Raw genomic sequence first — 22,896 nt, forward strand, 5'->3', positions numbered from 1 at the left:
GGCAGGATTTTGCGGTCACCCGCGAGCGTATCCGACAAATTGAGGCAAAAGCCCTGCGCAAATTGCGACATCCAAGTAGAAGTAAGAAGTTACGAAGTTTTATTGAAAGCTGATTGTGTGGGCCTATAGCTCAGTTGGTAGAGCCCCCGGCTCATAACCGGTAGGTCACAGGTTCGAATCCTGTTGGGCCCACCAGCCTGCGGGCTGGACCAGATCAAGTTCCTTCGGGCAGAGTAGCTAAAAGAGTATTAATTCCCTAAGGGCTTATTAGACAAAAAATAATGACCTTATGAGAAAGTTCTCCTACATTTATAAAAAGCCCTATTTCGCCTGTGTCTTTTGCGTGATTTATTCTGCCTTAACCCTGGGGCTTGCCCTTTTCAGAAACTGACCCACCGCAAATAAGCTCATTTTCATATTTCTATTTTTCCCCTCCAGCTTGACAACATCCACAATCGATTTTATTTATAGAGCAGGATAAGGAACATCCTCTCGGCCGAGAGAAATGATAAATACATCATCAACCTCTCACAGAAGGAGCAAATCATGAATCTCGTAACTTTTAACCCAGAACATGTTTTAGACAGGTTTTTCGATACCGACCGGTATTTTGGTTTTCCAAAAGTAACCGGTGATCATTCATCCATTATGCCCAGAGTCAATGTGATTGAAAAAGACGAAGCGTTTCATCTGGAGGCAGAAACCCCGGGAATGACAGAAAAAGACGTTTCAGTCGAGTTTCATGACGGCATTCTGACCCTGAAAGGGCACAGGGAGAATAGTTCGGAAAGCGATAAAAATGATTACCGCATCCGCGAATTCAGCAAACAAAGTTTTAGCAGGAGTTTCAGGCTCAGCGACCAGGTTGATTCAGAGAAGGTCGAGGCTAAAATGGAGCAGGGAATCCTGAAGGTCACTTTACCCAAAAAGGAGCAGGTAAAACCAAAGAAAATTGAGATCAAAGTTGAGTCTTGAGTTTTCAGGCTGTAAAAATCATCTGCCGGCTTATACGGGGTTTTCCCCCGCATGAGCCGGTCCTGTCTTTCAGGTGATTTATTCGTAAATCTAACTCTCGCTTGAATTTTTCATGCGGCACAAGCCAAACTTGTGGTAAAACATCACCAACTCCATTTTGGCCAAAATCTGTTTGAGAGATCGAACCAATGGACAACCTTAATTTTGGAAACAGAAAAGCATGAAATCACTCGCATCTATAACAGACAAAGATATTGAAACCATTAAAATGGCCCTGAACGATTCGATCTCGGACATGAACACAGAACTCAAGCAGGATATTTCTCCTGAAAAGAAGAACGGGCTCATAGATTTTAAAGCCAAATATTCCAGGGTATTTGACAAGCTCAAACAAAGCGGTTCCATTTATGCCTTGAGCGAAACCGAACTCGATATTGTTGCGGGTGGACTTAATGACGCAATTGAATTGATTGAGGAAAACCTGACCGATGATTTGACTGAGGATGAGAGTGAGGAAATTCTGGGATATAAAAATGACTGCCAGAGACTGGTCGACCTGCTGTCTCTTTAGGAAAGTTGATCACCTTAAAAAATTCATGTAGTACCCATAGTAGAACATCCATCCTGTAATACCTGTTCCAGCGACCATACTTAAAACCCACCCGAGGAGGCTGTCTTTTCTGATGTTTCGTTTGTCCTCATACATCAGTGCAGCGTGGATCATCATACCCATGAAATAAGAAATGGTTAAAAACGAAAGCACCAGTATAAAGAGCATGGAGCCTGAGAAATCTGTAGTCTGAGTACTCATAAGAAAAATCCAGATTGGGCGATACCCAAAAAAGAGAGGAGTTGGGCTATTGCCAGGACTCCCCCAACAATTATCGCCAAAGCCGCAATAACTTTGACCATAACAAAAAAAATTTCCCGTCCGGTTTGTTTTTGCTTCCACCAACTTATCGCCAGTGTAAGCACTGCAACCAGAATTGCGGTGGTTAAATAATATCGTGGAGACATAAATTTTCAGGAAAAATTATGGTTGGTTTGACCCGCTTTCCCGTTCACCCTACCTCTTCCACCCGAATTACATTCGTCCAATTAGGAATGCCTACAGGAATTCCTGTGGTGATCACCACTCTATCTCCTTTTTTCACCAGCCTTTTATTTTTCAGCATGGGGATCATTTGATCCATATGAAGCAGCAAATGCCTGTCCTCTTCGACCACAAAGGGGACAGCACCCCGAACCAGGTTCAGAAGACGCGCCCTTTGAACGCTTGAAGTGAACGTAAAAATCGGCACCATCGGCTTGGGACAAGCCACCATTTTAGCTGTTCCTCCGCTGACTGTAAACACCACCATCGCCCTGGCATGCAGCAACTCCACCATCCTGTTAGCAGAGTATGTGATACCTTCATTGATTCCGGGGTCCCCCTGAAAAAAACGGTTCCAGGGCTCTATGGATCGTGTGCTTGCCATATAGGATTCAGTGGTCAAAGCAGCCTCAACCATCACTTCCACCGCGGCCGTAGCATGCCTGCCAACCGCAGTTTCTCCAGATAGCATTATCGCGTCAGCACAATCCTTTACCGCACCGGCCACATCCGAAACCTCAGCACGAGTTGGGCGTGGATTTTCAATCATTGACTCCAGCATCTGAGTTGCAACAATCACCGGCTTGGCATGTTTTGCACCCTGCCGCAAGATTTTCTGTTGGACCACAGGAACTTCAGTGAGAGGAATCTCGATCCCCAAATCTCCACGGGCGACCATAGTTCCGTCAGCGGCCTGAACAATTTCTTCCAGGTTTTCCACCGCCTGTTTGCGTTCAATTTTCGCGATGACCTCTACCCCTTTTCCCCCTTCTTTCTTAATCAGTGAGCGCAACCTCCTTACGTCTTTTGCCGAACCGGTGAAAGACAGTGCCACCATATCCACACCTTCCTGAAGGCCAAACTTCAAATCGGCTTTATCCTTTGCCGTAATAGGATCTGCACTGAGGAGAGCGTCCGGAAGGTTTAATCCTTTATTGTCAGACAAGATTCCTCCGACCATAACTTCAACTTCTACGCGTTGGCCAGATACAGCTTTTACCACTCCACTTAATTTCCCATCATCCAGATAAATACGATTGCCAACATCAACTTCTTTATGAAAACTCGAATATTGAACATGTATGTGAGAAGAGTCCTCTAATTTTTTTTCTGTGGTGAATACAACCCTCTGACCGCGTTTTAACTTTACCGAACCCTTGTCAAGTTTTCCGATACGGATTTTGGGCCCCTGAAGATCAAGGAGTATACCTGTATAAGTGTGACGCTCATTTTCCACTTCTCGAATCCAGTGTATCCATTGTCGAACAGTTTCATGTTCCCCATGGGAAAGGTTGAGCCTGAATATATTCACCCCTTTAGCCACCAAGCTTTTAATAACTGCTTTACTGCCGCTGGCCGGGCCTAACGTTGCGATAATTTTCGTCAACCTTGCAGTCATAACCTATTCCTATTTTTATCAGGGAATAGCGAATAACTTTCTGGGATTTCCCTGAATGGCATCATCAATAAGTTTTTTAAAGAAACTTCCTCACTGGTGCGAAACGCATTCACGCCAATAATAATTCGAGGCTGTGGTTTCTGTGCATCTTGCAGATAAGTTCCCAAAAACCGATCCCAGATAGACAGATTAAAACCAAAATTGGAATTTGTTTCATATTTCTCCACCGAATGGTGAATGCGGTGCATGTCAGGAGTTACAATCACAAATCTGAGCAATCGGTCAAGTCTCTGAGGCAAAGCAATATTTGAGTGAGAAAATAATGCCATACTATTGAGAATAGCCTCAAATATCAAAACCGTTAGCGGTGAGGGCCCCAATGAAAAAACCAGGCCAATTTTATAAATCATGGATACCAATATTTCCATGGGATGAAAACGGAGCCCCGATGAAACATCAAGGTCAAGGTCAGAGTGATGAACGATATGGAAGCGCCAAAACAAAGGGAGAACATGTGATAAAACATGCTGGACATAAATCATTAAGTCCAAGATAATAATGCAAATCACAGCCTCCAGGCCAGAAGGCAATTCCAGGTAGTTAAACGCTCCCCACCCTTTTTCCTCGGCAAATTGGGATGCACCCAATGCCGCAGCACCCAGAAAAATACGCACAACCAAAATATCGATACCCGTAAGGGCCAAATTAATTGTCAGCCTTCTATTTTTGGAGTCAACAGTGGGATGTCTTTGAATGACCGACTCCAGACCCAGCATCAATAAAAAAATTGATACAAATACCGCAAACCGGATTTGATTGGCATCCATAACTTTGGCTTTCTACAAATACAATATTTTCTGATTTGGCTTAATTCTAATGAAACACATGAAAAAGAAGTATGCCAACCTTAATTTTCTTCAGATTCTTTTTCACCTGAGGATAACCGTTGTTCGTTCTCTTGTTCCAGTTTATATTTCTTTATTCGTGCTTCTGAGTTTCGCCTCATAATCACTATACAGGCCTCAACCATTAAACCAATAAACCAGAAAGTAGTGAAACACATCACCCACATGAAGAACAGGTTGAACCAATATTGATTAGGGGTGAAGTCCGTTGATATATGGAATAGAGAGCGAATCTTTTCCTGCTCTACAGTAGAGGACTTTATATAGCGATTATAAAAAGGGTGTTTGTTTTTAAAAGCAAACGCAATTTGTTCATTTCTGTCCAAATTCAAAAACTTACCCACAACCCTGTTATTTGCCTTGAAAAACATTCTCATCTTTATCACTTCCGGAGAATCCGGTGGGTTTTCCTGATAATACCAAAATACCAGAACAGTGGTCAGAATCAGAGAAACCCAAAGAGAGATTCGTCGAATCCATTTCTCAGTCTTATCATCTATTTCCTCTAAAATTGGTTCTACTTCCATGATGCACCTTCATAAAGAATCTTATTTTTAATAGCTTTAAAGATACCAGACCAGGTAAACGAATTCCAGTTGCAGATTATGACAAGGGTCTTTAGTATGGATTTCGCATCACTTGAATTGGTCTTAATTTGGTCTTAATGCGGTAAATAGCATGCAAAGCAAAAATACAGTCGGTTATTTCCGCTTGTTACGGCAAAATCCTCCTTTCCGCAACCTGTGGTATGGACAGGTAGTGTCTGAATTAGGCGATTGGCTAAACAGCATTGCCATTTATGCCCTAATCCTTAAACTCAGCAACTCTGGTATGGCTATGGCAGGAGCAATGATGGCCAAGCTTCTTCCTATTGTTTTAGTCAGTCCCATTGCAGGGGTAATCGTTGACAGGATAAGTCGCAAAAAAGTAATGATCATCAGTGACCTGTTACGTTGCTTTGTTGTGCTGGGCTTTCTATTGGTGGAAGACCAGGACGCTTTATGGCTTGTTTATGCTTTGGTCATCGTAGAGATTTCATTAGCTGGATTTTTTGAGCCCGCCCGCAGCGCAATCATCCCTTCACTCGTTCCCAAAAAAGACCTGGTCACAGCAAATGCTTTAAGTGGTTCAACCTGGTCGGTCATGCTGGCCTTTGGTGCCGCACTGGGAGGCGTAGTCGTCCATTTATTCGACATTCGCACAGCCTTTATACTGGACGCAAGCACATTTTTGCTTTCTGCCTGGTTTATTTCAAAAATACCTCCTGAAGATAAACCAGCTAAAAGAGATCCACAAAAACAAACCGGTTATCAGGAGTTCGTTGATTCGTTACGTTACCTATGGTCCGAACCAATGGTATTGGTATTGTCTTTATTGAAAGCCGGTCTGGCTGTAGCGGGAGGAATCATGACATTGATTCCATTAATGGCCAGTCAGGTACTATCAGGTTCTCTGTCACTAGGAATTGGTATTTTGTATTCCGCTCGAGGATTAGGAGCGGCCCTGGGGCCGGTACTCATTAAAAGAATCTTTGGGGAAAGCTCCTCGGTTCTGCAATGGGCCATTTCCGGTGCGTTTTTCCTGAAAGCTTCTTCATATATTTTTATTGCTCATTCCCAAAACCTCTGGATGCTTTCTCTGGGGGTGGGCTTTGCGACTCTGTTTGGTTCCATAATATGGGTTTTCAGTTCAGCTTTGATACACCTTTCAGTTCCAGACAACTACCTGGGCAGGGTTTTCAGTTTTGAACTTGCATTGTTGACCCTGGTTATGGGATTCAGCAACTGGGGTGTGGGTTACACCATTGACAAATTCAGTCTGGACGTCAATCAGATAGCCCTGTGGATGGCAGGGCTCATCATGATTCCTGGAGTTTTATGGTCAGGGTTCCTTATTTTTCTGCAAAACAAGTTAAAGCAGGGCGAATGTATTGGAACCGTTTACCCGGTTGATCCTAGCGGGTTTAATCCGACACCCATTACAGGGGAAAGAACTCAGGCAGAAATGAAGTAGTCTGCGACTGATTTGCCAATATCAAAGTGACTGATGATTCTGGCTCGATCCTCCTGAGTTTCGGCCCATTGGTAGGCCTTCTCCACATCCTCATTCCTGCCCAAAGCATGCAGAACACCCACAGAAACAAAACAGGTGGCCAAATCACTGGACTGAGAAAAACGGATGACCATTGCCAACATCTCTCTCATTCGCTCATCTTTGAGAGTACGATACTTTCCAACCAGTTTCTGGATATTTTCCTCTCCATAGGTATTGGTATACGAAGCACCAATCCCCGGCTCCTGATAAAGATGCAATATCTCTTCTTCCAAAGAGTTATCCAATTTCCTCTCTCCTGTTACATCGCAGATTCTTTTTTAAGCCAGAATTCTTCAAATTCTTCCTGATAAGACAATTGAGTGAGGTCTTCCATACGGTCTAAAAAGACCTTCCCGTTCAGGTGGTCAATTTCATGTTGTAATACCACCGCTTCAAAACCAGACGCACGTTTCTCTACCTTATTTCCGTCCCTATCGTAAGCATTGAGGGTCACCGATGTTGACCTGGGGACCAACCCCCTGAAGTCTATGAGACTCAAGCAACTTTCCCAGCCTAAAGCCTCCTCCTCACTGTAATCAGATAGTACTGGGTTGACCAAAACTGTCACAGGAATAGAAGATTCGCCAGGATACCTATCATTATTTTCATACTCCAGAACTACAATTTGAAGGGAACGATTTACCTGTGGAGCAGCAAGCCCGACTCCTCCCTCTTCGCGCATGGTATCAATCATATCGTCTATAAATTGCTGCAAACCGCTTTGCTGGTCAGCCAACTCTTTTAAATCCACTTGCTTGGCTACCTGCCTTAAAACCGGATTGCCCAATTTTGCAACTTTCAGCACAGCCATATTCAACCTCTAAAATTGAATGGGTTATCTGCAAAAATAAATATGCTTTTTCATACCTTTATTAAATTCCCGCATTCCTGTCAACTTGATAGAAAAAGCTGAATCGAAATATCATTATTATGACAAGTTTAGTTTATCACATAAAAGATGTAGAGGTCGAATCCAGCCCCCAATAAAGGGCTAAAAAGGATGTCGCCCTATATTTTTTTGTTTGACATTTGATGCAGGTTTCATAATAATGCACGAGCCTTATAACGATTAGAGAGGAGGGGATGAATCTTGACTAAAGACGAATTAATCAATGCGGTAATCAAAAGTTGTAAAGACGATGATCTGACCAAGAGATTGGCCGGGGATGTGATTGATGCAACCTTCGAAGCTATTTCTAAAGGGATCAAAAAAGAAAAACGGTTCGCCTATCCCAGCTTTGGAACATTTACGGTTAGAAACCGTAAGGCAAGAAAAGGTAGAAATCCTCAAACAGGTGAGGAAATTAAAATTAAGGCCAGTAAAACTGTTGGCTTTAAACCGGCTCCTACTTTGAAAAACTCCCTATAGCTTTTTCGTCCCAATTTAAAAACCGCTCACTTTTTAGTGAGCGGTTTTTTTTTGAATTTTCATTCAAACTAAACCTTCAGGGTGACATCAATACACCCGCAAAACCATTAAGCTTAAGCTGTTGAAGCATCCATGAAGCATTTTCAGCTTTTTTGAAAGCCCCAACCACCACTCGAAAATTAGTCCTTTTCGACTCATCCTCCGATACCAGCAATAAACCCGAAAATCCCGATTTTCGTAATGATTCTAATAAAGTCCTTGCTGCCGGCAAAGAATTCGTTTCTCCAACTTGTATAGTGTATGGATAGGGAATCGCTGTAGAATGAGTACCATAAGGTTTTTTTCTTAACAAGCGCACCATTCTATGAGCCTGATTCCAATCCGCAAATCGCCCAATATACACTCGATAAATAAATGTTTGCATCGATACCCTGACCGGAGTCCAGTGAGCATCAAATCCATTCTCCCTCAAACGGTTGGTTAAAGAGAGAGCCGCAGATTTTTGGGAATGGCTCGAAACATGAATAATAAAAGAAAGAGGAAGTGTTTGTTTATTTTTTGCACCAACGTCTGCAACACTTTCCAGATTCTGACCCTCTGAACCTGATGACCATTCATGGAATTTTTCCCCAATTATTTTCCAGCCTGACTCAGAATGATCCCACTTTAGCTCTTTCAGACCTCGACTCTTCAATGTTTCAGAAGAAAAAGCCTGATCAAAAAATACTATTGGCACCCCTTCTTTCAAAACCACAAATTTAGAAGATGTTTCCACCCTTGGTTTTGGATATCGAGACAACAATCTTTTCTTGCTGTTCATGAATGAGTTCCCATCCTCCAAAACCTTGTAATAGGAAAGATGGTTTTCTATCTCCATTCTTTTCCATGTAGTTTGCCAACCATTGGCCTGTTTAAATAGTTCGTCAAAGCTTTCAATTCTTTCAGAAGGTAATGGTATTTGAGCTGTTGCAGGTTCTTCTTTGACAGTATCTACACTTTTTGTCAGCTTCCACTCCACTTCCTGGTCTCTCAGAATTTTCCTTGCTGTCTGAAGGTCAACCTCAGAAACATATTCTTCCAGGTTTGTTAAATCCAGTTTAACTCCAGCCTGAAGACCATGGATATTGCCAAATATGAATTTATCAATATTACGTATCCAGATAGCAACAGCCATCTGTGCCGGGTGGTAATTACCCAAATTGTGCTTTCTCACAAATGAAAATAACCCCTCCCCTTTTTGTAAGACATACACCTTTTTTGGGGTCGATTTTTTTTGCACAAAATCTTTTTTTTCTTTCTTTTCAACACTCTTCTTTGCTTCCAATTCAATATTTTTTGTTGGTTTTGGTTTAAGCCTCAATTCTTGAACAGATCTTGGACTTGCCCAGGTCACTCCCGAAAGACGCCTTCTATGTACCACCCCATCCTTTATAGGAGTTGGATCAATCGGATTTGTCGCCAAATCCTGGGATTCGACAGAGGAAGCCTTTTCATCATAGGGTTTAGCGGCTTGAGCTTTAACAGGTGCTGGCTTTTGTTTTTTTTCAAGTATAATCGTACCCTCGGCAATGTTCTGCTCCTCGGCAGGGTGCGCTCCTTGACTAACGCCAGGCTCCGACTTACCTTGAAGAATTTCTTTGGGTGGGGACTTCTTTTTTTTACCACGGACATTCAAAGCTAGGCTTTGTTGAAAATCTACAGTAATCAGAAAGTTTTCCAGCAGGGTCCCGCCATTATGTGATGCCCGAATTAAAAGATTTAATGATGGAAAAAACAATGGCTTATTGGAACGTATACGAAAAGTGGCCTTTAACTTTTCATCACGTAGGACAGAGTCCAGAATGAGTTCATCAATAATATCCTGCCTTTCAAGCCCAATTTTGGAGTAATCATCAACGCTTCCCAGTCCCAATTCCAAAGGCCCATCAAAATCTAAATCAATTTCAAAGGTACCATCAAATTTTTCACCAAACTGGCTTCTAACATCAAGTTCCCCAATTGAAAAAGCAAAACCTTCAGACACCAGAATGCATAGCATCGAAAGCAGCACAATCCCAAATTTAAAAAAAAGCTTCACCTCAAGATCCCATACTTTCTTACCAGGCATCTTTGGCTTTGGTAAACAAATGGTTGGGGTTCAACAATGCTTTTGAATAAGCATCATCCTCTGACTACATATTAATCGGAATATTCTGATTTTCAAAAAGGGAATTTTTGAATCTTCTCAGGAATGAAGTCAACCTCTGCGTTTTCTGCTTAGCTCTTTTCTCTCAAACTTCTTGAACTTTCCCCGATTCGCATCTTCCGGCATACGGGTCTTGCGTTCGTGCTGATTAGTCATCCAGTTTTTTTCGATGTAGTGGCAGGACCTGCATTCCCGCGCTCTTCTAAAAGCTGTACGTTTATATAGGTTCCTGACTTGTGAAACATGTAGAGGTGGGTCAAAGTCTTTATGGATATGGCAACTTTGGCAATATTCACCTATAACCTTATTGGCTTTCCCCGGGCGCAGGTCGCCTCTAAACGCTTTCTCAACTTCCTTATTGGTACACCCTGCATTGGGTAAACACAACAAAAGTAAAACGAGCAAGCACTTTGCAAATCCAAAAGATCTCAAAGATAAAACTCTCGGATATATAAATTCCTTAAACACACCCATAGAAATCAAAAAATCAAGACGGATTGAAAGCGTTTCTGCGAATCCTTAGCTTACAATCGCTCTAAATAGGTTGGAAACGTATTTTTCTGTAATTTTTAAGAACTTTCCTGGAGTAGCGATTTTTGGGGAGATAACCTTTACGTAGAAATCGGCTCAATCGAGACGGACCCTGATTATAAGCTTCTAAAGCCAAAGTTAGATCCCCAAACCGGGTCACCATCTTGTTCAGATAATAAGCCCCTAAAGCTATATTTTTTTTGGGATCATACAGTGTGGGAGTTCCTTTCCATTTTAATCGGGTTTCAGATGCCAGCGCTACGGCTGTAGCCGGTTTCAATTGCATCAAACCATGCGCACCCTGATTTGACTTTGCCCAATTGTAAAAGGAACTCTCAGTTATGATCAATGCAGTGAGGAAAAGCGGATCATAACCATATTTTCTGCTTTCAACCAAAATCCACTCAGGAATCTGAACAGAACTGGTCTCATCCAGCCCTGTGTTATAATCAGATATGATCAAACGTATCTTTTCCCGTATTCGATTGTTGTAGGCCAACTCATTTTGAACACGCATTTCTTTTGCCCTATGGAATACTCCTTCCTCCACCTGGCTTACTGCGGAAAAGAAAGGTGATAATCCACTAACGTATTGGGGAGTTTTGCCCGTAAAGAACCCTGTAAACGCCAAAACCAGAAATAGCGGTATTACAATCTGTTTTGCTTTATGTGAAGTCATAATCTAACTTATCGGCTTGGAGCCGTTTGAAAGTAAAATATTTTAACAGGAAAAAGAAGTGAAAATGGCAAAAGGCCGGAAAGCCTTATAAGATGGGCATTAACCCTTCGGGTCTCTTTCAGCTCTTAGTTGATTATAATAAAGTTGCTATGCCTTGTCAATTTAGCTTCCTCATGGATTAACGGGAAAAACCGGAAAGGTTTTAAGCGTTTACTTTTCTTGGAATAAAAAATATAATAGTCTTTAACTATTTGATTTTTATAAGGTTATGAATTTATCCTGCCCTAGCTGTCAAGCCAGTTTTGATGTTGATCTGCCCAATCTCACCGCAGAGGGCACACAAGTAAATTGTGTTCACTGTCAGCATAGTTTTTTAGCGACTCCCGAAACCAGTCCCGTTGGCCCTTCAGATTCCTCTATTCCTGATAACTTAGAGGGCCAACAAGAATCCGACGATCAGGCAGAAGATAATCTTGATGATATGCTGGATCAGTTACTGGATGAAGAAACTCAAACCACCAATGATGAAGAAGGCCCTGAACTCGACAATATGCTCGACGACCTGATCGGGGGAGACATAGGAGCCGGCACAGAAAGCGATGCCGGGGACGTATCAGAGCCGGAGCTCGACAATATGCTCGACGACCTGATCGGGGGAGACATAGGAGCCGGCACAGAAAGCGATGCCGGGGACGTATCAGAGCCGGAGCTCGACAATATGCTCGACGATATCATTAGCAATGATACACAAACCTCAAACGAAGAGGGTACCGAAGAAACTCCATCAGAATTAAATGATGGGGAGGAATCGGATAATGAAACTATGGCCGAAGACGCTATTAACGATAAAGCCACACCTGATACGTCAAATACTGAGGAAGATACTAATTCCGAAGAAGACTTGGATGGACTTCTTGACGATATTCTGAACGATGATGAAGAAACTAAAGAAGAAGAACCGGAGTCTCCGCCAGAAGTCGAAGCCAATGAACCAGAAGCAGAAAAAAATGTAGATGATATTGTAGGAGATATGCCACCTGAAGCTGAAACTGAAAAAGCTGAACCCGAGCCAGAAGCAAGCGAAGAGACTACCGAAGAAATCAAAGAGACAGAAGATAACCCCTCAGATCTGCCCCCTCCTGAAGAAATGATTGAAGAAGATATGTCGGCGGAGGCTTTTGCTGACCAAGAAGCCAGTGAACAAATCGCTACTGAAGAAACTGGAGAAGAAGAGGAGGAAGAGGAAGAAGAAGACGAAGAGGAAGAAGAGGACGAAGAGGACGAAGAAGACAAAGAGGAAGAAGAGGACGAAGAAGACGAAGAGGACGAAAAAGACGAAGAGGACGAAGAAGACGAAGATCGAATAAAAATTGGTCCTGTTTCTGTTCCAGCCACCCGTACCGGGAAACTAATGCTAGCAGGTGGTGTATTGGGTCTATTAGTCACTGCCGGAGGAGCTTATTTCGCGTGGCAGACCTTTGCACCACCTGAGTTAACCGAAGTTGCCAAACCCGAGGCTGAAGTTCCTGATGGTCTGACCCCAAAACCAGACAAAGAGCAAGTTCCTGCTAAGCAAGATGAAGCAGCAGACAAAAAAGAACCAAAAGCGCAACAGGAAACTAAATCGGAACCTTCTGAAAATCCCGTAAAACCAGCAGTGTTAGGTGAAGCCGGTGAAGACACAAAATCTGAAATTGCTCAGGAACTGGCAAAGTCTGACGCACTTTCGAAGTCTTCAGAGGCAGTCGAGCTGGTGAAAGAAGATTCTGAAGGACTGCTTGCAGCATTATCTCCTGAAGCAAAAATGGTTAAGTTTTCCACGATCATGCCTGTCGCTTTCGATGTAAATGATATCAAGGTGCTCAGTTTCACTCTGGAAATCACCTTTACAGACGAAGCTAGCGCAAAAGTTATGCAAAGTTCCCTGCCTATATTTGAAGAAACAACTGTGAAAACAGTGGAAAGATTCCTGGCAAGAAAATTCTATAACGATATTCTCTACGTAAAGGAAAAACTGCAAAAAAGACTTCAGATTGCGTATAACAAAAAAATAGACAGCGATGGTCGAGTCAAAAAAATAAAATTTGAGGAGTTTTTAATTCAGTAACCGGGCGGGTTTGCGGTTCCGTTTATTAATGCCTTAATCAATTTTATCTTTTTGGGAAAGACACTCCTTTATCTTCCATAATAACGGTTGAATTCCCTCACCGGTCAAAGACGAAATCGAAAAAAATAACGGGTTCAACGTCTCCATGGATGCTTGAAGAGCGGTAATATTATTTTGAGCTTGAGAATCATCCATCTTGGTGGCTACCAGAATTTGAGGTTTTTCTGCCAGCACCTGACTGAAACATTTAAGTTCCGATTGAAGCTTTTGAAAACGGCTCAAAATAGCTTCTCCATCCTGATCTGAAAAATCTATTAAATGAAGAAGCAAGCGGGTGCGCTCAATATGTTTTAGAAACTGGTGTCCCAGCCCTTTTCCGTCATGAGCTCCTTCAATAATCCCCGGAATATCTGCCGCAACAAAAGACTCCCCTTCCTCTAATCTCACTACTCCCAAATTAGGAACTAGAGTAGTAAAAGGATAGCCTGCAATTTTGGGTCGAGCGTTAGAGATCTTTGAAATAAGAGTCGACTTGCCCGCGTTGGGGAACCCGATAATACCTACATCAGCCAGAAGTTTGAGTTCCAGAAAAAGGTTTCTGCACTTGCCAGGCCAGCCGGACTCAAATTTTCTGGGTGCTCTTTGAGTTGAAGACTGAAAACGAAGGTTGCCGCGCCCACCATCGCCACCTTTAGCAACAGCAAATTGTTGGCGAGGCTTATTGAGATCAACCAGTAATTCCCCCGAATCTATATCTTTGACCAAAGTCCCAGGTGGAAGACGTATTAACAGAGTCTTTCCGCTTTTCCCTGTCATTTGCTGTCCACGGCCCGGTTTGCCATGTTCAGCCTGATAAATCTTCTGGTATCGCAAATCTATCAATGTTGAAAGGTTAGGGTCGGCCTCAAGCACCACATCTCCCCCTTTACCGCCATCTCCCCCGTCAGGCCCTCCCAGAGGGATATACTTCTCCCTTCGAAAACTACTGCAGCCGTCTCCACCATTACCCGCCTGCACAGTTATGGAAACTTGATCAATAAACATAGAAGTAAACCCGCATTCAATAGAACTGTTACTGTTCGGGTCTGAAAATAAACAGATACCTTGAAGCTATCTGATATTAATTTGAAGGGTTATGAAAACACCGCTGGCGAATTCGCGGATATTCTGGCTCCCCTAAAAGGGAATTAACAGACGGTGATTGAGATTGGTTCAGCTTTGAGGGTAGACGCTGATCTTTTGCGTTTTGCGGTCACGGTGCTCAAACTTGACCACGCCTGAAATTTTAGAAAAAATTGTATAATCACTTCCCAAGCCCACATTCGAACCCGGGTGGAAGTGAGTACCACGCTGGCGAACAATTATTTCCCCTGCTTTGACAGCCTGACCTCCAAACCGCTTAACCCCTAATCTTTGTCCCCGGCTGTCACGACCGTTTGATGTACTGCCCTGTCCTTTTTTATGTGCCATGATTTCCTTTTAATTTATGGAGCTGTAATTCCGGTTACTTTCAAGCGTGTCAACAACTGACGGTGTCCATTCTTACGCCGGTAATTTTTTCTCCGATGTTTCTTGAAAACAATAATTTTTTTGCTCTTAAGTTGTTCAGTAACTTCACAAGCTACAGTGCAACCTTTTACGTAGGGTGTTCCAACTTTTATAGAGTCACCTTCTCCACAAATGAGAACCTTATCCAGGTTAATGGTATCCCCAATCTTACCTTCAAGTTTTTCAACTTGGATGACATCACCTTCTGATATCTTGTATTGTTTGCCACCCGTCTTGACAACTGCAATCATTTCCACTCGCTCCTTAATCAGACATATAAGAGTTTCTCTCCTGAAAACCCTTTAATTATCAGCATTGGATAAAACAGCTATCATAGGGAAAAAAGACAGTCTTGTCAAGAAAACGACCATCGACATAAAGGTTTAACTCCTGTAAGCTTGGATTCATTGAATTAAGTATTACAGATTAACAAGCAAGAATCAACCAGCTCATGGGGAACTCACATGTCTTTGAAAGATAAAGATAAATGGGACAGCAAGTACGCGCCTGATGAATATATAACCGGAAAAGAGCCGAGCGACTGGCTGAAGAAAAATGCGTGTCTAATGGGCAAAAATGGTAAAGCCCTGGACATAGCAGGTGGAGAAGGCAGAAACTCCGTTTTTGTCGCAACCCTGGGTTATGAGGTAACCTGCACCGACATTTCAGAAAATGGACTGCGGAAGGCTCAGTCTCTTGCACAGGAAAAAAACACTAATATTACAACTGTTATCGCCGATCTGGATAACAGCTCTTTCAAAAAAAGTGAATATGATCTTGTTCTTTGTTTCAATTTTCTGGATCGAAAGCTTTTTCCAAAGATCCGCGATACACTAAAGCCGGGAGGTTTGCTTTTTTACGAAACCTTTACATTGGACTACCTGAAGTACAGCAGTTTTAAAAAAGAGTGGGTATTAGAGGAAAATGAATTGCTTCGAGAGTTTGAAGATTTTCGTGTATTGAGATATCAAGAGGTGGATGAGAATCCAAAAGCGTTTGCTTCTCTGGTCGCACAAAAACCATAACTAAACACAAGTGTTTTTTAATGCCCATGAATCATCACAGGCACATAATTGCAATTCTCATCCTGGTTTTATTTTCAGGAATGGTTTCGTGCGCATCAACCCCGGAAAAAAAACTAGAAGCTAAAGGGCTCACACTCTCCTACAAAAAAAATCGCAGGCAGGATCACTCATTGACAAAATGCGGCTCACCCATCCCCTTAAAATTTCAGAGCCGGAAGTCAGAGGTCATTTGGAGTCTTTTACCTATGAAGAGTTAACACTACTTGGCAATAAAAAACCGGTTTTCCTACCGCAGGATATAGATCGCATCTCTCGTCTACTTACAAAAGCTATCCAGCATGCTCCAAACCATAAGATCATAAATTATGAAGTTGAGACACCCGAGGGAACCACATCTGGAGAAGTCTTTTCAAGCAAGAAGCGAATCCACTGGCGATTCAACAGTATAAAGGGAATGAAATATACTGGTCGGGCTCGTACTGGCTGGGGAAATGTCAGTTGGCGAATCGTTCCACAATCAAAGCAAAAATACTATACTGAAAAAAGATTATTAGGAACGGCACCCCATGAAAACTGGGTCATAACGGGAATCGCACCTGCAAAAACAAACAGGAGAGTCCGGCAAAACAGCACCGGCAGCACTAACAGAAACAGAGAAGTCTCCGCCAAAAACCCAACGAGCCGTCCGGCCGCAAAAACCCTTGACCCCGCTCTCGAAAAGAAACTTCAGCTCCTGAAAGACCTCCACGAGAAAAAACTGATTGATGACATGGAATATGATCAGAAAAGGAAAGAATTGCTGGACACCTATCTATAGTTTCCACCAACCATCAGGCCAGCCGCAATGAGATGAAAGGCAACTCAACTCTCTTTGGTCTTATTAGAGTGGCTGGAAAGAATTTCATCGACTTTATCCATGAGGTCATTACGTTCCTGATTGGTTGTATCGATCCTTCTTTTCGTTTTAACAATTGCTTCATCCGGAAGGTCAGTTCTACGAGCCTCATCTTCCAAATGCCAAAGCCTTATATTGCGAACGGACAGTTCACTTACAGCATCACCCAGATTCTTGATAGAAGCTGAAGAGGAAACATTGGTGTTGGTGTACAACTTGATTTTTTCATCACGAATACGGACTTCTCCCCTTAAAGCCGCTCCAAAAAACAGATCAATCTCATCCATTAGTTCTTTTCTCTGTTTATCAGCCAGGTCTCTTTTGGCTTTTAGTTCCTGCTGCTTTGAAGGAGACAGCTCACTATCTTCCAAAGCTTCATCCAAATGCCAGATACGCAAATTTTTTATTGAAATTTTATCAACCAGACTACCCAGAGTTTCAGCCATAAAAATATTATCCGTTTTTAGTTTTGTATTAAATGTTATTAAAATGCTGTTAAAGCTAACACACTCAATGATTGGGTTCAACATTGATGAACGGCCTTGCCCAACAATAGAAAACGGAAAAAATTTTTCAAACTACATTTGCTGTTGCTTATCTGTCAACATCTAGCTTGAGTTTTTCACGATGCAGTTCAATCCATCTCTCACTGTCAACAGTACAGATTCTACTCGTTGATCCTCAATGATTCGTTTGTTGAACTGGTCGATAGCTATGTCTGACTCGTCCTTAGGGTCAAGCACCCTGCCGCTCCAAAGAACATTGTCCACGGCAATCAATCCACCATCCCGGATCATGGGCAAAATGGCTTCATAATAGTTACAGTAATTCACTTTATCCGCATCAATGAATGCCATGTCAAAGGTACCCGATAATTTTTCGATAGACTCCAGTGCCGGGCCTTCCATTAGAGTAATCTTTTTTCCATGTGGACTTTCAGAAAAATATCTTCTCGCGAAAGTTATCGCCACTGGATCCATTTCACAGGTTACCAGCGCACCATCTTCCGGCAATGCTTCCGCCATTGACAAAGCGCTATATCCACCAAAAGTACCAATCTCTAAAATACGGCGGGCCCCGACCAGACGGGCAAGGAGTTTTAACAACCGTGCTTCGAGTCTGCCTGTTGTCATCTGGGGAATTTCTAATTTTTCATATGTTTCATCTTCGAGTCTCTTTAACAGCTCCCCTTCCTCACTGGTATGATTAAAAGCATATTTCTCTATTTTTTCATCAATGAAATCCATGAAACCTCCAACATATTGTATAAGGGTACTCTTTTAATACTGAATAATCCCTCCATCCATGCTACGCCACGTATACCATGTACCAACCGTTTGATAAGGCTGCCACTTCTTACCCACAGAACGCACTTTGACAGGAGTCGGCAATGCCCTCATGTTGTAGAGCTGCTGCACACCAGCTCTCAGCCCTAAGTCGCCAACAGGTAAAACATCCATTCTATTCAGGGAAAATATCAGAAACATTTCTGCCGTCCATCTGCCAACACCATAGACACTTGTCAATTGCCGGATGATTTCTTCATTGTCCTGATAGGCCATACGGTGTGGACGAACACTACCATCGAGAAATTTTGCGCTCAGGTCTTTCAGATATTTAACCTTTTGGGTCGATAGCCCTACCTCTCTCAACTTTTGTTCCGGAATACTCTCAACTTTCTCAGCAGTAGGCCGTGAGTTGACAAATAATCCCTGGAAACGATGGAAAATAGATTCTGCGGCTTTTATAGAAATTTGCTGCCCTACAATAGCTTTGCACAATACCTGAAAATAATTCCGGTTCCGCTTAAGTTTGAAAGGGCCCATCCTCCGGATGACCTCTGCCATCACGGCATCATTCTCATCAAAATGTTCAAGAATAATTTTTTTGCTGGGAATCAACATGCCGGTCATCCTCTCCAGTCAACCTGAAACGCACGGACACTTTTAAGGTTTGGAGATGCTTTAAGCTGATCGACAGCCTTGTCACTGATCTTGTTCTGGTACAGGTCAAGAGTGACCAAACGGGGAAATGAACTCGAACTACAAAGCACATTCACAACACCGTCTTGCAGCGCATTCCCGGCAAGAGATAATAGAGTCAAATGCTGGAAGTTTTCAGAATCGCACAAGGCCTTGACCCCCTCCAGTCCCAAACCTGTATTTTGCAGGTAAAGTTCTCGAAGGTTTTGCAGCTTGGATTTTCCAGCCAGCAATTTTGCACCTGCAGGCCCTATCGGGTTATGGTTTAGATAAAGCAATTGCAGTTGTGCTAGCGTGTCTGATTCTGTAAACGCTTTCAAGCCTTCAAGACCAATTTGGTTACTTTGGAGAAAAAGTTTCTGCAATTGGGTCAGACTAGAGGAAGCAGCTATGGATTGCGCTGAGAAATTAGTGAGCTTGTTATGAGCCAGAGACAGAACCAACAGCTTTTTTAACTGAGAGGAGTTTGCCAGAAGCTCAACACCCTCATTGCCAAATTCATTTTTATCCAGCCACAGTTCTTTAACTTTGCGGATTCCATCATAAGACAAAAGGTCTCCAATTTCTTCCACCAGCACTTCTTTATCATTGAGATCTAGCTTATAAATGGCCTTATCACTACTTTCATGTGCCGCACTGGCTTCCGCCTCGCTCCATACCATGGCAGTCGAATCGTCCGGCTCTTCCGCGAGAATTGTCAAACTGTGTTTAACCAAACTTTCAAAATATGGACTCATCATGTCAGCCATCCCTGCTTTTTAAAAAAAGTAATGATTTCATTTGCTGTTTCCCCGGGTCTCCTTCTCGTTGTATCGCAAACAAAGTCTGCAGCCGACTGGTATTTTTCATGTCTTTCAGCAAGAATTTTTTTTTGTTCCTCCTCAAAGCTCATTCCTTTTTTCAGGCTTGGCCGGTTGCGGTCTTTTTTAATCCTTCTAATGATTGCTTCGAGGCTTGCTGTGAGCAAAACACATTTCCCATCTCTTTTTAGAAGGGTTATGTTGTTATCATCAAGCACCACTCCCCCTCCGCAATCAATAACACTGTTCCTGGCTTCTTCAGCCACCTGGCTCACAACATCACATTCCAGCTTGCGGAATTCGGGCCACCCGCGTTGCTTAACAATTTCCGGGATGGGGTTTCCTGCAGTTTGAACTATCAAGTCATCCAGCCGATACAGTTTTCGACCCAGTTCTTCAGAAATAATTTTAGAAATCACCGATTTCCCGGTTCCTCTGTAGCCCAGCATAACTATATTCAACGACCTGTATCCCGACAAAGGTTGTTTTCAAAAGCCTTAATTATGGATTTTAGCAGAGTCCAGCCATATATAAGCTTTGTTTTCAATAATCCAGAAAGAGTAAATCAATATTTCTACCGATGCAAACGAAACCCCATTGATAAAATGATGAATGCTTATTTATATCTGCTCTTGTTAATACCCTCCCTGTGCTATAATTAGTGTTCTCTTGAGAACCCGCTTTTCACATTCTCTTGAACCAACCACTCAGCAGGGAAGGGGCAAATTGTGAAGAAAATAATTTTTTTAATGATAATAATGTTTTTTATCCAAACATCTGGGGTCTGGGCTGAAGACGATAAAGAAACCAAAAGAATCAGAGGTCTTTGTGAAGAAGGAAATTCAACCGCTTGTTTTAAAATGGGCGAACGCTATCGCATCATAGAGAGGGACAACAAAACCGCACAGAAATTTTATGTAAAAGCCTGTGATTCAGGTTATATGACAGGTTGCACCAATGGCGGTATTCTAACTCTCATGAGGGGAACTCCTTATAGTAAAGAATTTAAACAAGCACGAAAAATGTTCACTAAAGCTTGTGATGCTGGCGAAGACCCGGCCTGTTACAACCTGGGAACCCTGAATTACAAAGAAGGGCGCCAGAAAAAGGCTTTGCAATATTATTTAAAAGCCTGTGATATGGGTAACAAACCCGGTTGCGCAAGACACAAGAGGTTATCCCGCTAAGCAAGATGCAAGATAAGTTAAAAAACTGGGAAGAGCTCTGTAATGATGGTGAAAACTATGGCGGGGAAGGACAAAACCTTTCCCCCAGAGAAAAAGTACTCTTTGAAAACATCAAGGATAAAAAAGTACTCAAATTACAGGACGCCTATCTGTTTTCCAAGACAGGAAAAATAGAAGAAGACCACGGCGTAAACCTCGCCAAATTAGTCGCCAGCTTCCCTTTTATCAAAAGTATCTCAAGCCTGATTATCACTCATAATCAACTTGGAGCGGAGGGGGTAAAAATTCTTACTGAATCTCCATACCTGCCAAAAATCAGTGATCTGCATTTAGGGTCTAACAACTTAGGTGACGAAGGAGCAATAATTATTGCCCAATCCGAAATCTTCGCAGAACTGGTAACCCTGAACCTGGAATGTAACGGGATCACAGAAAAGGGAGCCAAGGCCCTGGCGCAATCACCTGTACTGAAAAAAGTTGAATATTTGAACCTGGTAGATAACCGTGCCGGTGATGAGGGTGCCTTTGCTATTGCCAACTCAGACAGCCTCAGCAATCTGACCTACCTGCACCTCGGAGGAAACCGGGTCAAATCTGAAGAAGCAAAAGAAGCTTTAAAAAACTCTCCCAAACTCACCAAGCTGGAAAAGCTCAAGGTTTTCTAATCACATATTTCACAGGTGAAATAAAACACCCTTTTGACCTCAGCATCAGATGGAATTGGGGTCATCAGGCCGAAGTAGTTCAGGGCGGGAGAAATTTACCAGCCCCGCGTCGTTTTCTACACCTTCCTTAAGGACAAGGGTTTGTAAACCAGTCAGTGTTTTGCTTTGATGGATTGCTTGCGCCCCATCGTTTCCGAAATAGTTTCTTCCAGCATAAAGGTGTGTCAAGCCAGCCAAAGAAGTGGATTCTCCGAGAGCTTTTGCCCCTTCATCGCCAAACATGTTTTGAGACAGTCTTAAAATTTTCAAAGCCTTCCATTTCGGAGCAGAGGCAAGTTCGATTATGGCCTCATCATTTAACTTGTTAGCTGAAATATTGAGCTCCTGCAACTGGTCCATAAGGTTTCCCTGCATCATTGCTTTCAACCCCTCAAAGTCGATATAACTGCGTTCCAAAACCAGTGTCTTTAATCCTGAAAAGTATGTTGTTTCTCCAAGTGATTTGGCGGTTTCGTTACCAACCTCATTCCACCCGGCGTCAAGAAATTGCAAGTCAGGAAAGTTTTTTGAACGCATAAAGTCTGCCACTGAATTATCAGTGAGACGGTTATCCGAGATAACCAGTTTTCTCAAACTTTTCAGTTTGACCTGTTCGGAATTGGCAATTTCAGTAAGCCCTTGACCAGTCAGAAAATTAATACCCAAATAGAGTTCTTCAAGTTGGGCGAAGTTACCCGTTTCAAATATTACAGGTAAAGCTTCGTCACTGATCTGATTGTCAGCAAGATCCAGAGTCCTGACAGTTTCTACTCCTTCACAATTACAAATGATTTTCACATCATCGTTGGAAATATATTTTCCCGAAAGTTTAAGCGACCCGGGCTCTTGTTCCAGGATGGAATGAAGGGTTTTCTGCCATTTGGCAGTCTTTTCCTCAATTGACGGTTCATACTCTTCGTACTCTGAATCTCCACCGCGAATAATGCCCATTTTTAGCTCCAGAAGACTATAAAAAAACTTCCCTTCTGTATTTACAGGGGAACAGCCCATACTAACAGTTTGGCTTCCAGAAGCTCAACGGAAAACAAACAAGAGTTATTTCTTCAGTTGTGTATCCATCTCACCATTTCCCAACCGACATCAGATAAAAAACCAAGGCATTGATTATAAATGCCTTATTACCCCACAGACAGAAGCTGGCGAAAGAAAATTAAAAAACTTTAATTCAAGGTTAACAGTTAATTAATCTTGGTTTCCTAGAATGAAATCATGTAATGATTTATGAATGTCCAATTAGACCTATGAATTGGCAAATTTGGGAGGGATATAGATGGAATCGTTTAAATCAATCGACATACGCGGACTTTCATTTTTCACAGCGCTGCAATTAGCCTCGAAAGAGTTTACTCGTATCAAAAAGAACGGAATTCTGGAACTGATTGTCGATAAAAAAAGAA

At 42.5% G+C, this 22,896-nt stretch carries 29 protein-coding genes and 1 tRNA gene; 11 read left to right on the forward strand and 19 right to left on the reverse strand.

The genetic code is table 11. The features are described 5' to 3' along the window. The 4 genes from F3741_11285 to F3741_11300 form a co-directional block, all read left to right on the forward strand. The coding region (locus F3741_11285; GenBank protein MZG31362.1) for a hypothetical protein at positions 1-113 on the forward strand (113 nt) is incomplete at its 5' end. Between the two features lie 6 nt (positions 114-119). Then, positions 120-195: transfer RNA gene (locus F3741_11290), tRNA-Ile, on the forward strand. Positions 196-546: 351 nt separating this feature from the next. Then, positions 547-975, forward strand: coding sequence for an Hsp20/alpha crystallin family protein (locus tag F3741_11295; protein ID MZG31363.1), 429 nt, complete (start codon positions 547-549; stop codon positions 973-975). A gap of 220 nt (positions 976-1,195) precedes the next feature. Further along, entirely contained in the window at positions 1,196-1,546 is a 351-nt protein-coding gene (locus F3741_11300; protein ID MZG31364.1) for a hypothetical protein, read from the forward strand. 9 nt (positions 1,547-1,555) lie between these two features. Here the strand turns inward: F3741_11300 and F3741_11305 are convergent, their stop codons facing one another. The 5 genes from F3741_11305 to F3741_11325 form a co-directional block, all read right to left on the reverse strand. Continuing rightward, entirely contained in the window at positions 1,556-1,786 is a 231-nt protein-coding gene (locus F3741_11305; GenBank protein MZG31365.1) for a hypothetical protein, read from the reverse strand. Then, positions 1,783-1,992 (reverse strand): hypothetical protein, encoded by a 210-nt coding sequence (locus F3741_11310; GenBank protein ID MZG31366.1) that lies wholly within the window; start codon positions 1,990-1,992, stop codon positions 1,783-1,785. Before F3741_11310 ends, F3741_11305 begins: the two co-directional genes overlap by 4 nt. A 44-nt stretch (positions 1,993-2,036) precedes the next feature. Continuing rightward, positions 2,037-3,467: a pyruvate kinase gene (pyk, locus tag F3741_11315; GenBank protein MZG31367.1), complete on the reverse strand. Its 1,431-nt coding sequence runs from the start codon at positions 3,465-3,467 to the stop codon at positions 2,037-2,039. Then, a complete protein-coding gene (locus tag F3741_11320; GenBank protein ID MZG31368.1) occupies positions 3,464-4,294 on the reverse strand; it encodes a sterol desaturase family protein in 831 nt (276 codons plus the stop codon). Before F3741_11320 ends, pyk begins: the two co-directional genes overlap by 4 nt. Positions 4,295-4,374: 80 nt before the next feature. Further along, the gene (locus tag F3741_11325) at positions 4,375-4,899 is read right to left on the reverse strand and encodes a hypothetical protein (protein MZG31369.1); all 525 of its coding nucleotides are present in this window, start codon (positions 4,897-4,899) and stop codon (positions 4,375-4,377) included. A gap of 151 nt (positions 4,900-5,050) precedes the next feature. Between F3741_11325 and F3741_11330 the strand changes: the two genes are divergently transcribed. Further along, positions 5,051-6,385, forward strand: coding sequence for an MFS transporter (locus F3741_11330; GenBank protein ID MZG31370.1), 1,335 nt, complete (start codon positions 5,051-5,053; stop codon positions 6,383-6,385). Here the strand turns inward: F3741_11330 and F3741_11335 are convergent. Both F3741_11335 and def read right to left on the reverse strand, forming a co-directional pair. Beyond that, positions 6,367-6,711, reverse strand: coding sequence for a hypothetical protein (locus tag F3741_11335; protein MZG31371.1), 345 nt, complete (start codon positions 6,709-6,711; stop codon positions 6,367-6,369). The genes F3741_11330 and F3741_11335 overlap by 19 nt on opposite strands. Before the next feature lie 14 nt (positions 6,712-6,725). Next, positions 6,726-7,277: a peptide deformylase gene (gene def, locus F3741_11340; GenBank protein ID MZG31372.1), complete on the reverse strand. Its 552-nt coding sequence runs from the start codon at positions 7,275-7,277 to the stop codon at positions 6,726-6,728. A gap of 279 nt (positions 7,278-7,556) precedes the next feature. On the opposite strand from def, the gene F3741_11345 reads away from it, so the two are divergent. Continuing rightward, positions 7,557-7,835 (forward strand): HU family DNA-binding protein, encoded by a 279-nt coding sequence (locus tag F3741_11345; protein MZG31373.1) that lies wholly within the window; start codon positions 7,557-7,559, stop codon positions 7,833-7,835. A 76-nt stretch (positions 7,836-7,911) separates the two neighbouring features. On the opposite strand, the gene F3741_11350 is transcribed toward F3741_11345, so the two are convergent. The 3 genes from F3741_11350 to F3741_11360 form a co-directional block, all read right to left on the reverse strand. After that, positions 7,912-9,942 carry a hypothetical protein gene (locus F3741_11350; GenBank protein MZG31374.1) on the reverse strand — a complete coding sequence of 677 codons (2,031 nt, stop codon included), beginning with the start codon at positions 9,940-9,942 and terminating at the stop codon, positions 7,912-7,914. Between the two features lie 129 nt (positions 9,943-10,071). Then, positions 10,072-10,425 carry a hypothetical protein gene (locus F3741_11355; protein MZG31375.1) on the reverse strand — a complete coding sequence of 118 codons (354 nt, stop codon included), beginning with the start codon at positions 10,423-10,425 and terminating at the stop codon, positions 10,072-10,074. A 130-nt stretch (positions 10,426-10,555) separates the two neighbouring features. Further along, on the reverse strand, positions 10,556-11,068 hold the full coding sequence (locus F3741_11360; GenBank protein ID MZG31376.1) for a lytic transglycosylase domain-containing protein: 513 nt from the start codon (positions 11,066-11,068) through the stop codon (positions 10,556-10,558). Between the two features lie 430 nt (positions 11,069-11,498). Here F3741_11360 and F3741_11365 point away from each other — a divergent pair, with 430 nt between their 5' ends. Further along, the gene (locus tag F3741_11365; GenBank protein MZG31377.1) at positions 11,499-13,337 is read left to right on the forward strand and encodes a hypothetical protein; all 1,839 of its coding nucleotides are present in this window, start codon (positions 11,499-11,501) and stop codon (positions 13,335-13,337) included. A gap of 33 nt (positions 13,338-13,370) precedes the next feature. Here the strand turns inward: F3741_11365 and obgE are convergent, their stop codons facing one another. The 3 genes from obgE to rplU all read right to left on the reverse strand — a co-directional run bounded on the left by obgE (position 13,371) and on the right by rplU (position 15,136). Then, a complete protein-coding gene (gene obgE / locus F3741_11370; protein ID MZG31378.1) occupies positions 13,371-14,381 on the reverse strand; it encodes a GTPase ObgE in 1,011 nt (336 codons plus the stop codon). Positions 14,382-14,549: 168 nt separating this feature from the next. Continuing rightward, positions 14,550-14,807, reverse strand: coding sequence for a 50S ribosomal protein L27 (locus tag F3741_11375; protein ID MZG31379.1), 258 nt, complete (start codon positions 14,805-14,807; stop codon positions 14,550-14,552). A gap of 14 nt (positions 14,808-14,821) precedes the next feature. Beyond that, positions 14,822-15,136 carry a 50S ribosomal protein L21 gene (gene rplU / locus F3741_11380; GenBank protein ID MZG31380.1) on the reverse strand — a complete coding sequence of 105 codons (315 nt, stop codon included), beginning with the start codon at positions 15,134-15,136 and terminating at the stop codon, positions 14,822-14,824. 213 nt (positions 15,137-15,349) lie between these two features. Between rplU and F3741_11385 the strand changes: the two genes are divergently transcribed. Both F3741_11385 and F3741_11390 read left to right on the forward strand, forming a co-directional pair. Continuing rightward, a complete protein-coding gene (locus F3741_11385; protein MZG31381.1) occupies positions 15,350-15,910 on the forward strand; it encodes a methyltransferase domain-containing protein in 561 nt (186 codons plus the stop codon). A gap of 178 nt (positions 15,911-16,088) precedes the next feature. After that, entirely contained in the window at positions 16,089-16,727 is a 639-nt protein-coding gene (locus F3741_11390) for an SHOCT domain-containing protein (GenBank protein MZG31382.1), read from the forward strand. Between the two features lie 44 nt (positions 16,728-16,771). Here the strand turns inward: F3741_11390 and F3741_11395 are convergent, their stop codons facing one another. The 5 genes from F3741_11395 to F3741_11415 form a co-directional block, all read right to left on the reverse strand. Then, positions 16,772-17,335 (reverse strand): DUF4254 domain-containing protein, encoded by a 564-nt coding sequence (locus F3741_11395; GenBank protein ID MZG31383.1) that lies wholly within the window; start codon positions 17,333-17,335, stop codon positions 16,772-16,774. Positions 17,336-17,413: 78 nt separating this feature from the next. Then, entirely contained in the window at positions 17,414-18,052 is a 639-nt protein-coding gene (locus F3741_11400; protein ID MZG31384.1) for a methyltransferase, read from the reverse strand. Between the two features lie 33 nt (positions 18,053-18,085). Then, on the reverse strand, positions 18,086-18,718 hold the full coding sequence (locus F3741_11405) for a DNA-3-methyladenine glycosylase 2 family protein (GenBank protein ID MZG31385.1): 633 nt from the start codon (positions 18,716-18,718) through the stop codon (positions 18,086-18,088). Further along, positions 18,715-19,536 (reverse strand): hypothetical protein, encoded by an 822-nt coding sequence (locus tag F3741_11410; protein MZG31386.1) that lies wholly within the window; start codon positions 19,534-19,536, stop codon positions 18,715-18,717. The genes F3741_11405 and F3741_11410 overlap by 4 nt, the downstream gene beginning before the upstream one ends. Then, positions 19,524-20,048 carry a shikimate kinase gene (locus F3741_11415; protein MZG31387.1) on the reverse strand — a complete coding sequence of 175 codons (525 nt, stop codon included), beginning with the start codon at positions 20,046-20,048 and terminating at the stop codon, positions 19,524-19,526. Before F3741_11415 ends, F3741_11410 begins: the two co-directional genes overlap by 13 nt. 288 nt (positions 20,049-20,336) lie before the next feature. Between F3741_11415 and F3741_11420 the strand changes: the two genes are divergently transcribed. Then, positions 20,337-20,774 (forward strand): sel1 repeat family protein, encoded by a 438-nt coding sequence (locus F3741_11420; protein ID MZG31388.1) that lies wholly within the window; start codon positions 20,337-20,339, stop codon positions 20,772-20,774. A gap of 5 nt (positions 20,775-20,779) precedes the next feature. Continuing rightward, complete coding sequence (locus F3741_11425) at positions 20,780-21,439, forward strand: hypothetical protein (GenBank protein ID MZG31389.1); 660 nt, start codon at positions 20,780-20,782, stop codon at positions 21,437-21,439. 45 nt (positions 21,440-21,484) lie between these two features. Here the strand turns inward: F3741_11425 and F3741_11430 are convergent, their stop codons facing one another. Further along, complete coding sequence (locus F3741_11430) at positions 21,485-22,429, reverse strand: hypothetical protein (GenBank protein ID MZG31390.1); 945 nt, start codon at positions 22,427-22,429, stop codon at positions 21,485-21,487. Positions 22,430-22,896: the final 467 nt, after the last annotated feature.

The organism is Nitrospinota bacterium (assembly GCA_009873635.1).
Classification (GTDB): Bacteria; Nitrospinota; Nitrospinia; order Nitrospinales; family VA-1; genus LS-NOB.

Excerpts from the sequence above, each read along its gene's own strand:
- F3741_11395 (MZG31383.1), bottom strand. The coding sequence starts at position 17,335 with ATGTTGAACCCAATCATTGAGTGTGTTAGCTTTAACAGCATTTTAATA.
- F3741_11390 (MZG31382.1), top strand. The coding sequence starts at position 16,089 with ATGCGGCTCACCCATCCCCTTAAAATTTCAGAGCCGGAAGTCAGAGGT.
- F3741_11425 (MZG31389.1), top strand. The coding sequence starts at position 20,780 with ATGCAAGATAAGTTAAAAAACTGGGAAGAGCTCTGTAATGATGGTGAA.
- F3741_11305 (MZG31365.1), bottom strand. The coding sequence starts at position 1,786 with ATGAGTACTCAGACTACAGATTTCTCAGGCTCCATGCTCTTTATACTG.
- F3741_11375 (MZG31379.1), bottom strand. The coding sequence starts at position 14,807 with ATGGCACATAAAAAAGGACAGGGCAGTACATCAAACGGTCGTGACAGC.
- rplU (MZG31380.1), bottom strand. The coding sequence starts at position 15,136 with ATGATTGCAGTTGTCAAGACGGGTGGCAAACAATACAAGATATCAGAA.
- F3741_11310 (MZG31366.1), bottom strand. The coding sequence starts at position 1,992 with ATGTCTCCACGATATTATTTAACCACCGCAATTCTGGTTGCAGTGCTT.
- F3741_11300 (MZG31364.1), top strand. The coding sequence starts at position 1,196 with ATGAAATCACTCGCATCTATAACAGACAAAGATATTGAAACCATTAAA.
- F3741_11350 (MZG31374.1), bottom strand. The coding sequence starts at position 9,942 with ATGCCTGGTAAGAAAGTATGGGATCTTGAGGTGAAGCTTTTTTTTAAA.
- F3741_11360 (MZG31376.1), bottom strand. The coding sequence starts at position 11,068 with ATGCGTGTTCAAAATGAGTTGGCCTACAACAATCGAATACGGGAAAAG.
- F3741_11295 (MZG31363.1), top strand. The coding sequence starts at position 547 with ATGAATCTCGTAACTTTTAACCCAGAACATGTTTTAGACAGGTTTTTC.
- F3741_11330 (MZG31370.1), top strand. The coding sequence starts at position 5,051 with ATGCAAAGCAAAAATACAGTCGGTTATTTCCGCTTGTTACGGCAAAAT.
- F3741_11320 (MZG31368.1), bottom strand. The coding sequence starts at position 4,294 with ATGGATGCCAATCAAATCCGGTTTGCGGTATTTGTATCAATTTTTTTA.
- F3741_11405 (MZG31385.1), bottom strand. The coding sequence starts at position 18,718 with ATGACCGGCATGTTGATTCCCAGCAAAAAAATTATTCTTGAACATTTT.
- F3741_11430 (MZG31390.1), bottom strand. The coding sequence starts at position 22,429 with ATGGGCATTATTCGCGGTGGAGATTCAGAGTACGAAGAGTATGAACCG.
- F3741_11385 (MZG31381.1), top strand. The coding sequence starts at position 15,350 with ATGTCTTTGAAAGATAAAGATAAATGGGACAGCAAGTACGCGCCTGAT.
- def (MZG31372.1), bottom strand. The coding sequence starts at position 7,277 with ATGGCTGTGCTGAAAGTTGCAAAATTGGGCAATCCGGTTTTAAGGCAG.
- F3741_11420 (MZG31388.1), top strand. The coding sequence starts at position 20,337 with ATGATAATAATGTTTTTTATCCAAACATCTGGGGTCTGGGCTGAAGAC.
- F3741_11400 (MZG31384.1), bottom strand. The coding sequence starts at position 18,052 with ATGGATTTCATTGATGAAAAAATAGAGAAATATGCTTTTAATCATACC.
- F3741_11365 (MZG31377.1), top strand. The coding sequence starts at position 11,499 with ATGAATTTATCCTGCCCTAGCTGTCAAGCCAGTTTTGATGTTGATCTG.
- obgE (MZG31378.1), bottom strand. The coding sequence starts at position 14,381 with ATGTTTATTGATCAAGTTTCCATAACTGTGCAGGCGGGTAATGGTGGA.
- F3741_11325 (MZG31369.1), bottom strand. The coding sequence starts at position 4,899 with ATGGAAGTAGAACCAATTTTAGAGGAAATAGATGATAAGACTGAGAAA.
- F3741_11410 (MZG31386.1), bottom strand. The coding sequence starts at position 19,536 with ATGGCTGACATGATGAGTCCATATTTTGAAAGTTTGGTTAAACACAGT.
- pyk (MZG31367.1), bottom strand. The coding sequence starts at position 3,467 with ATGACTGCAAGGTTGACGAAAATTATCGCAACGTTAGGCCCGGCCAGC.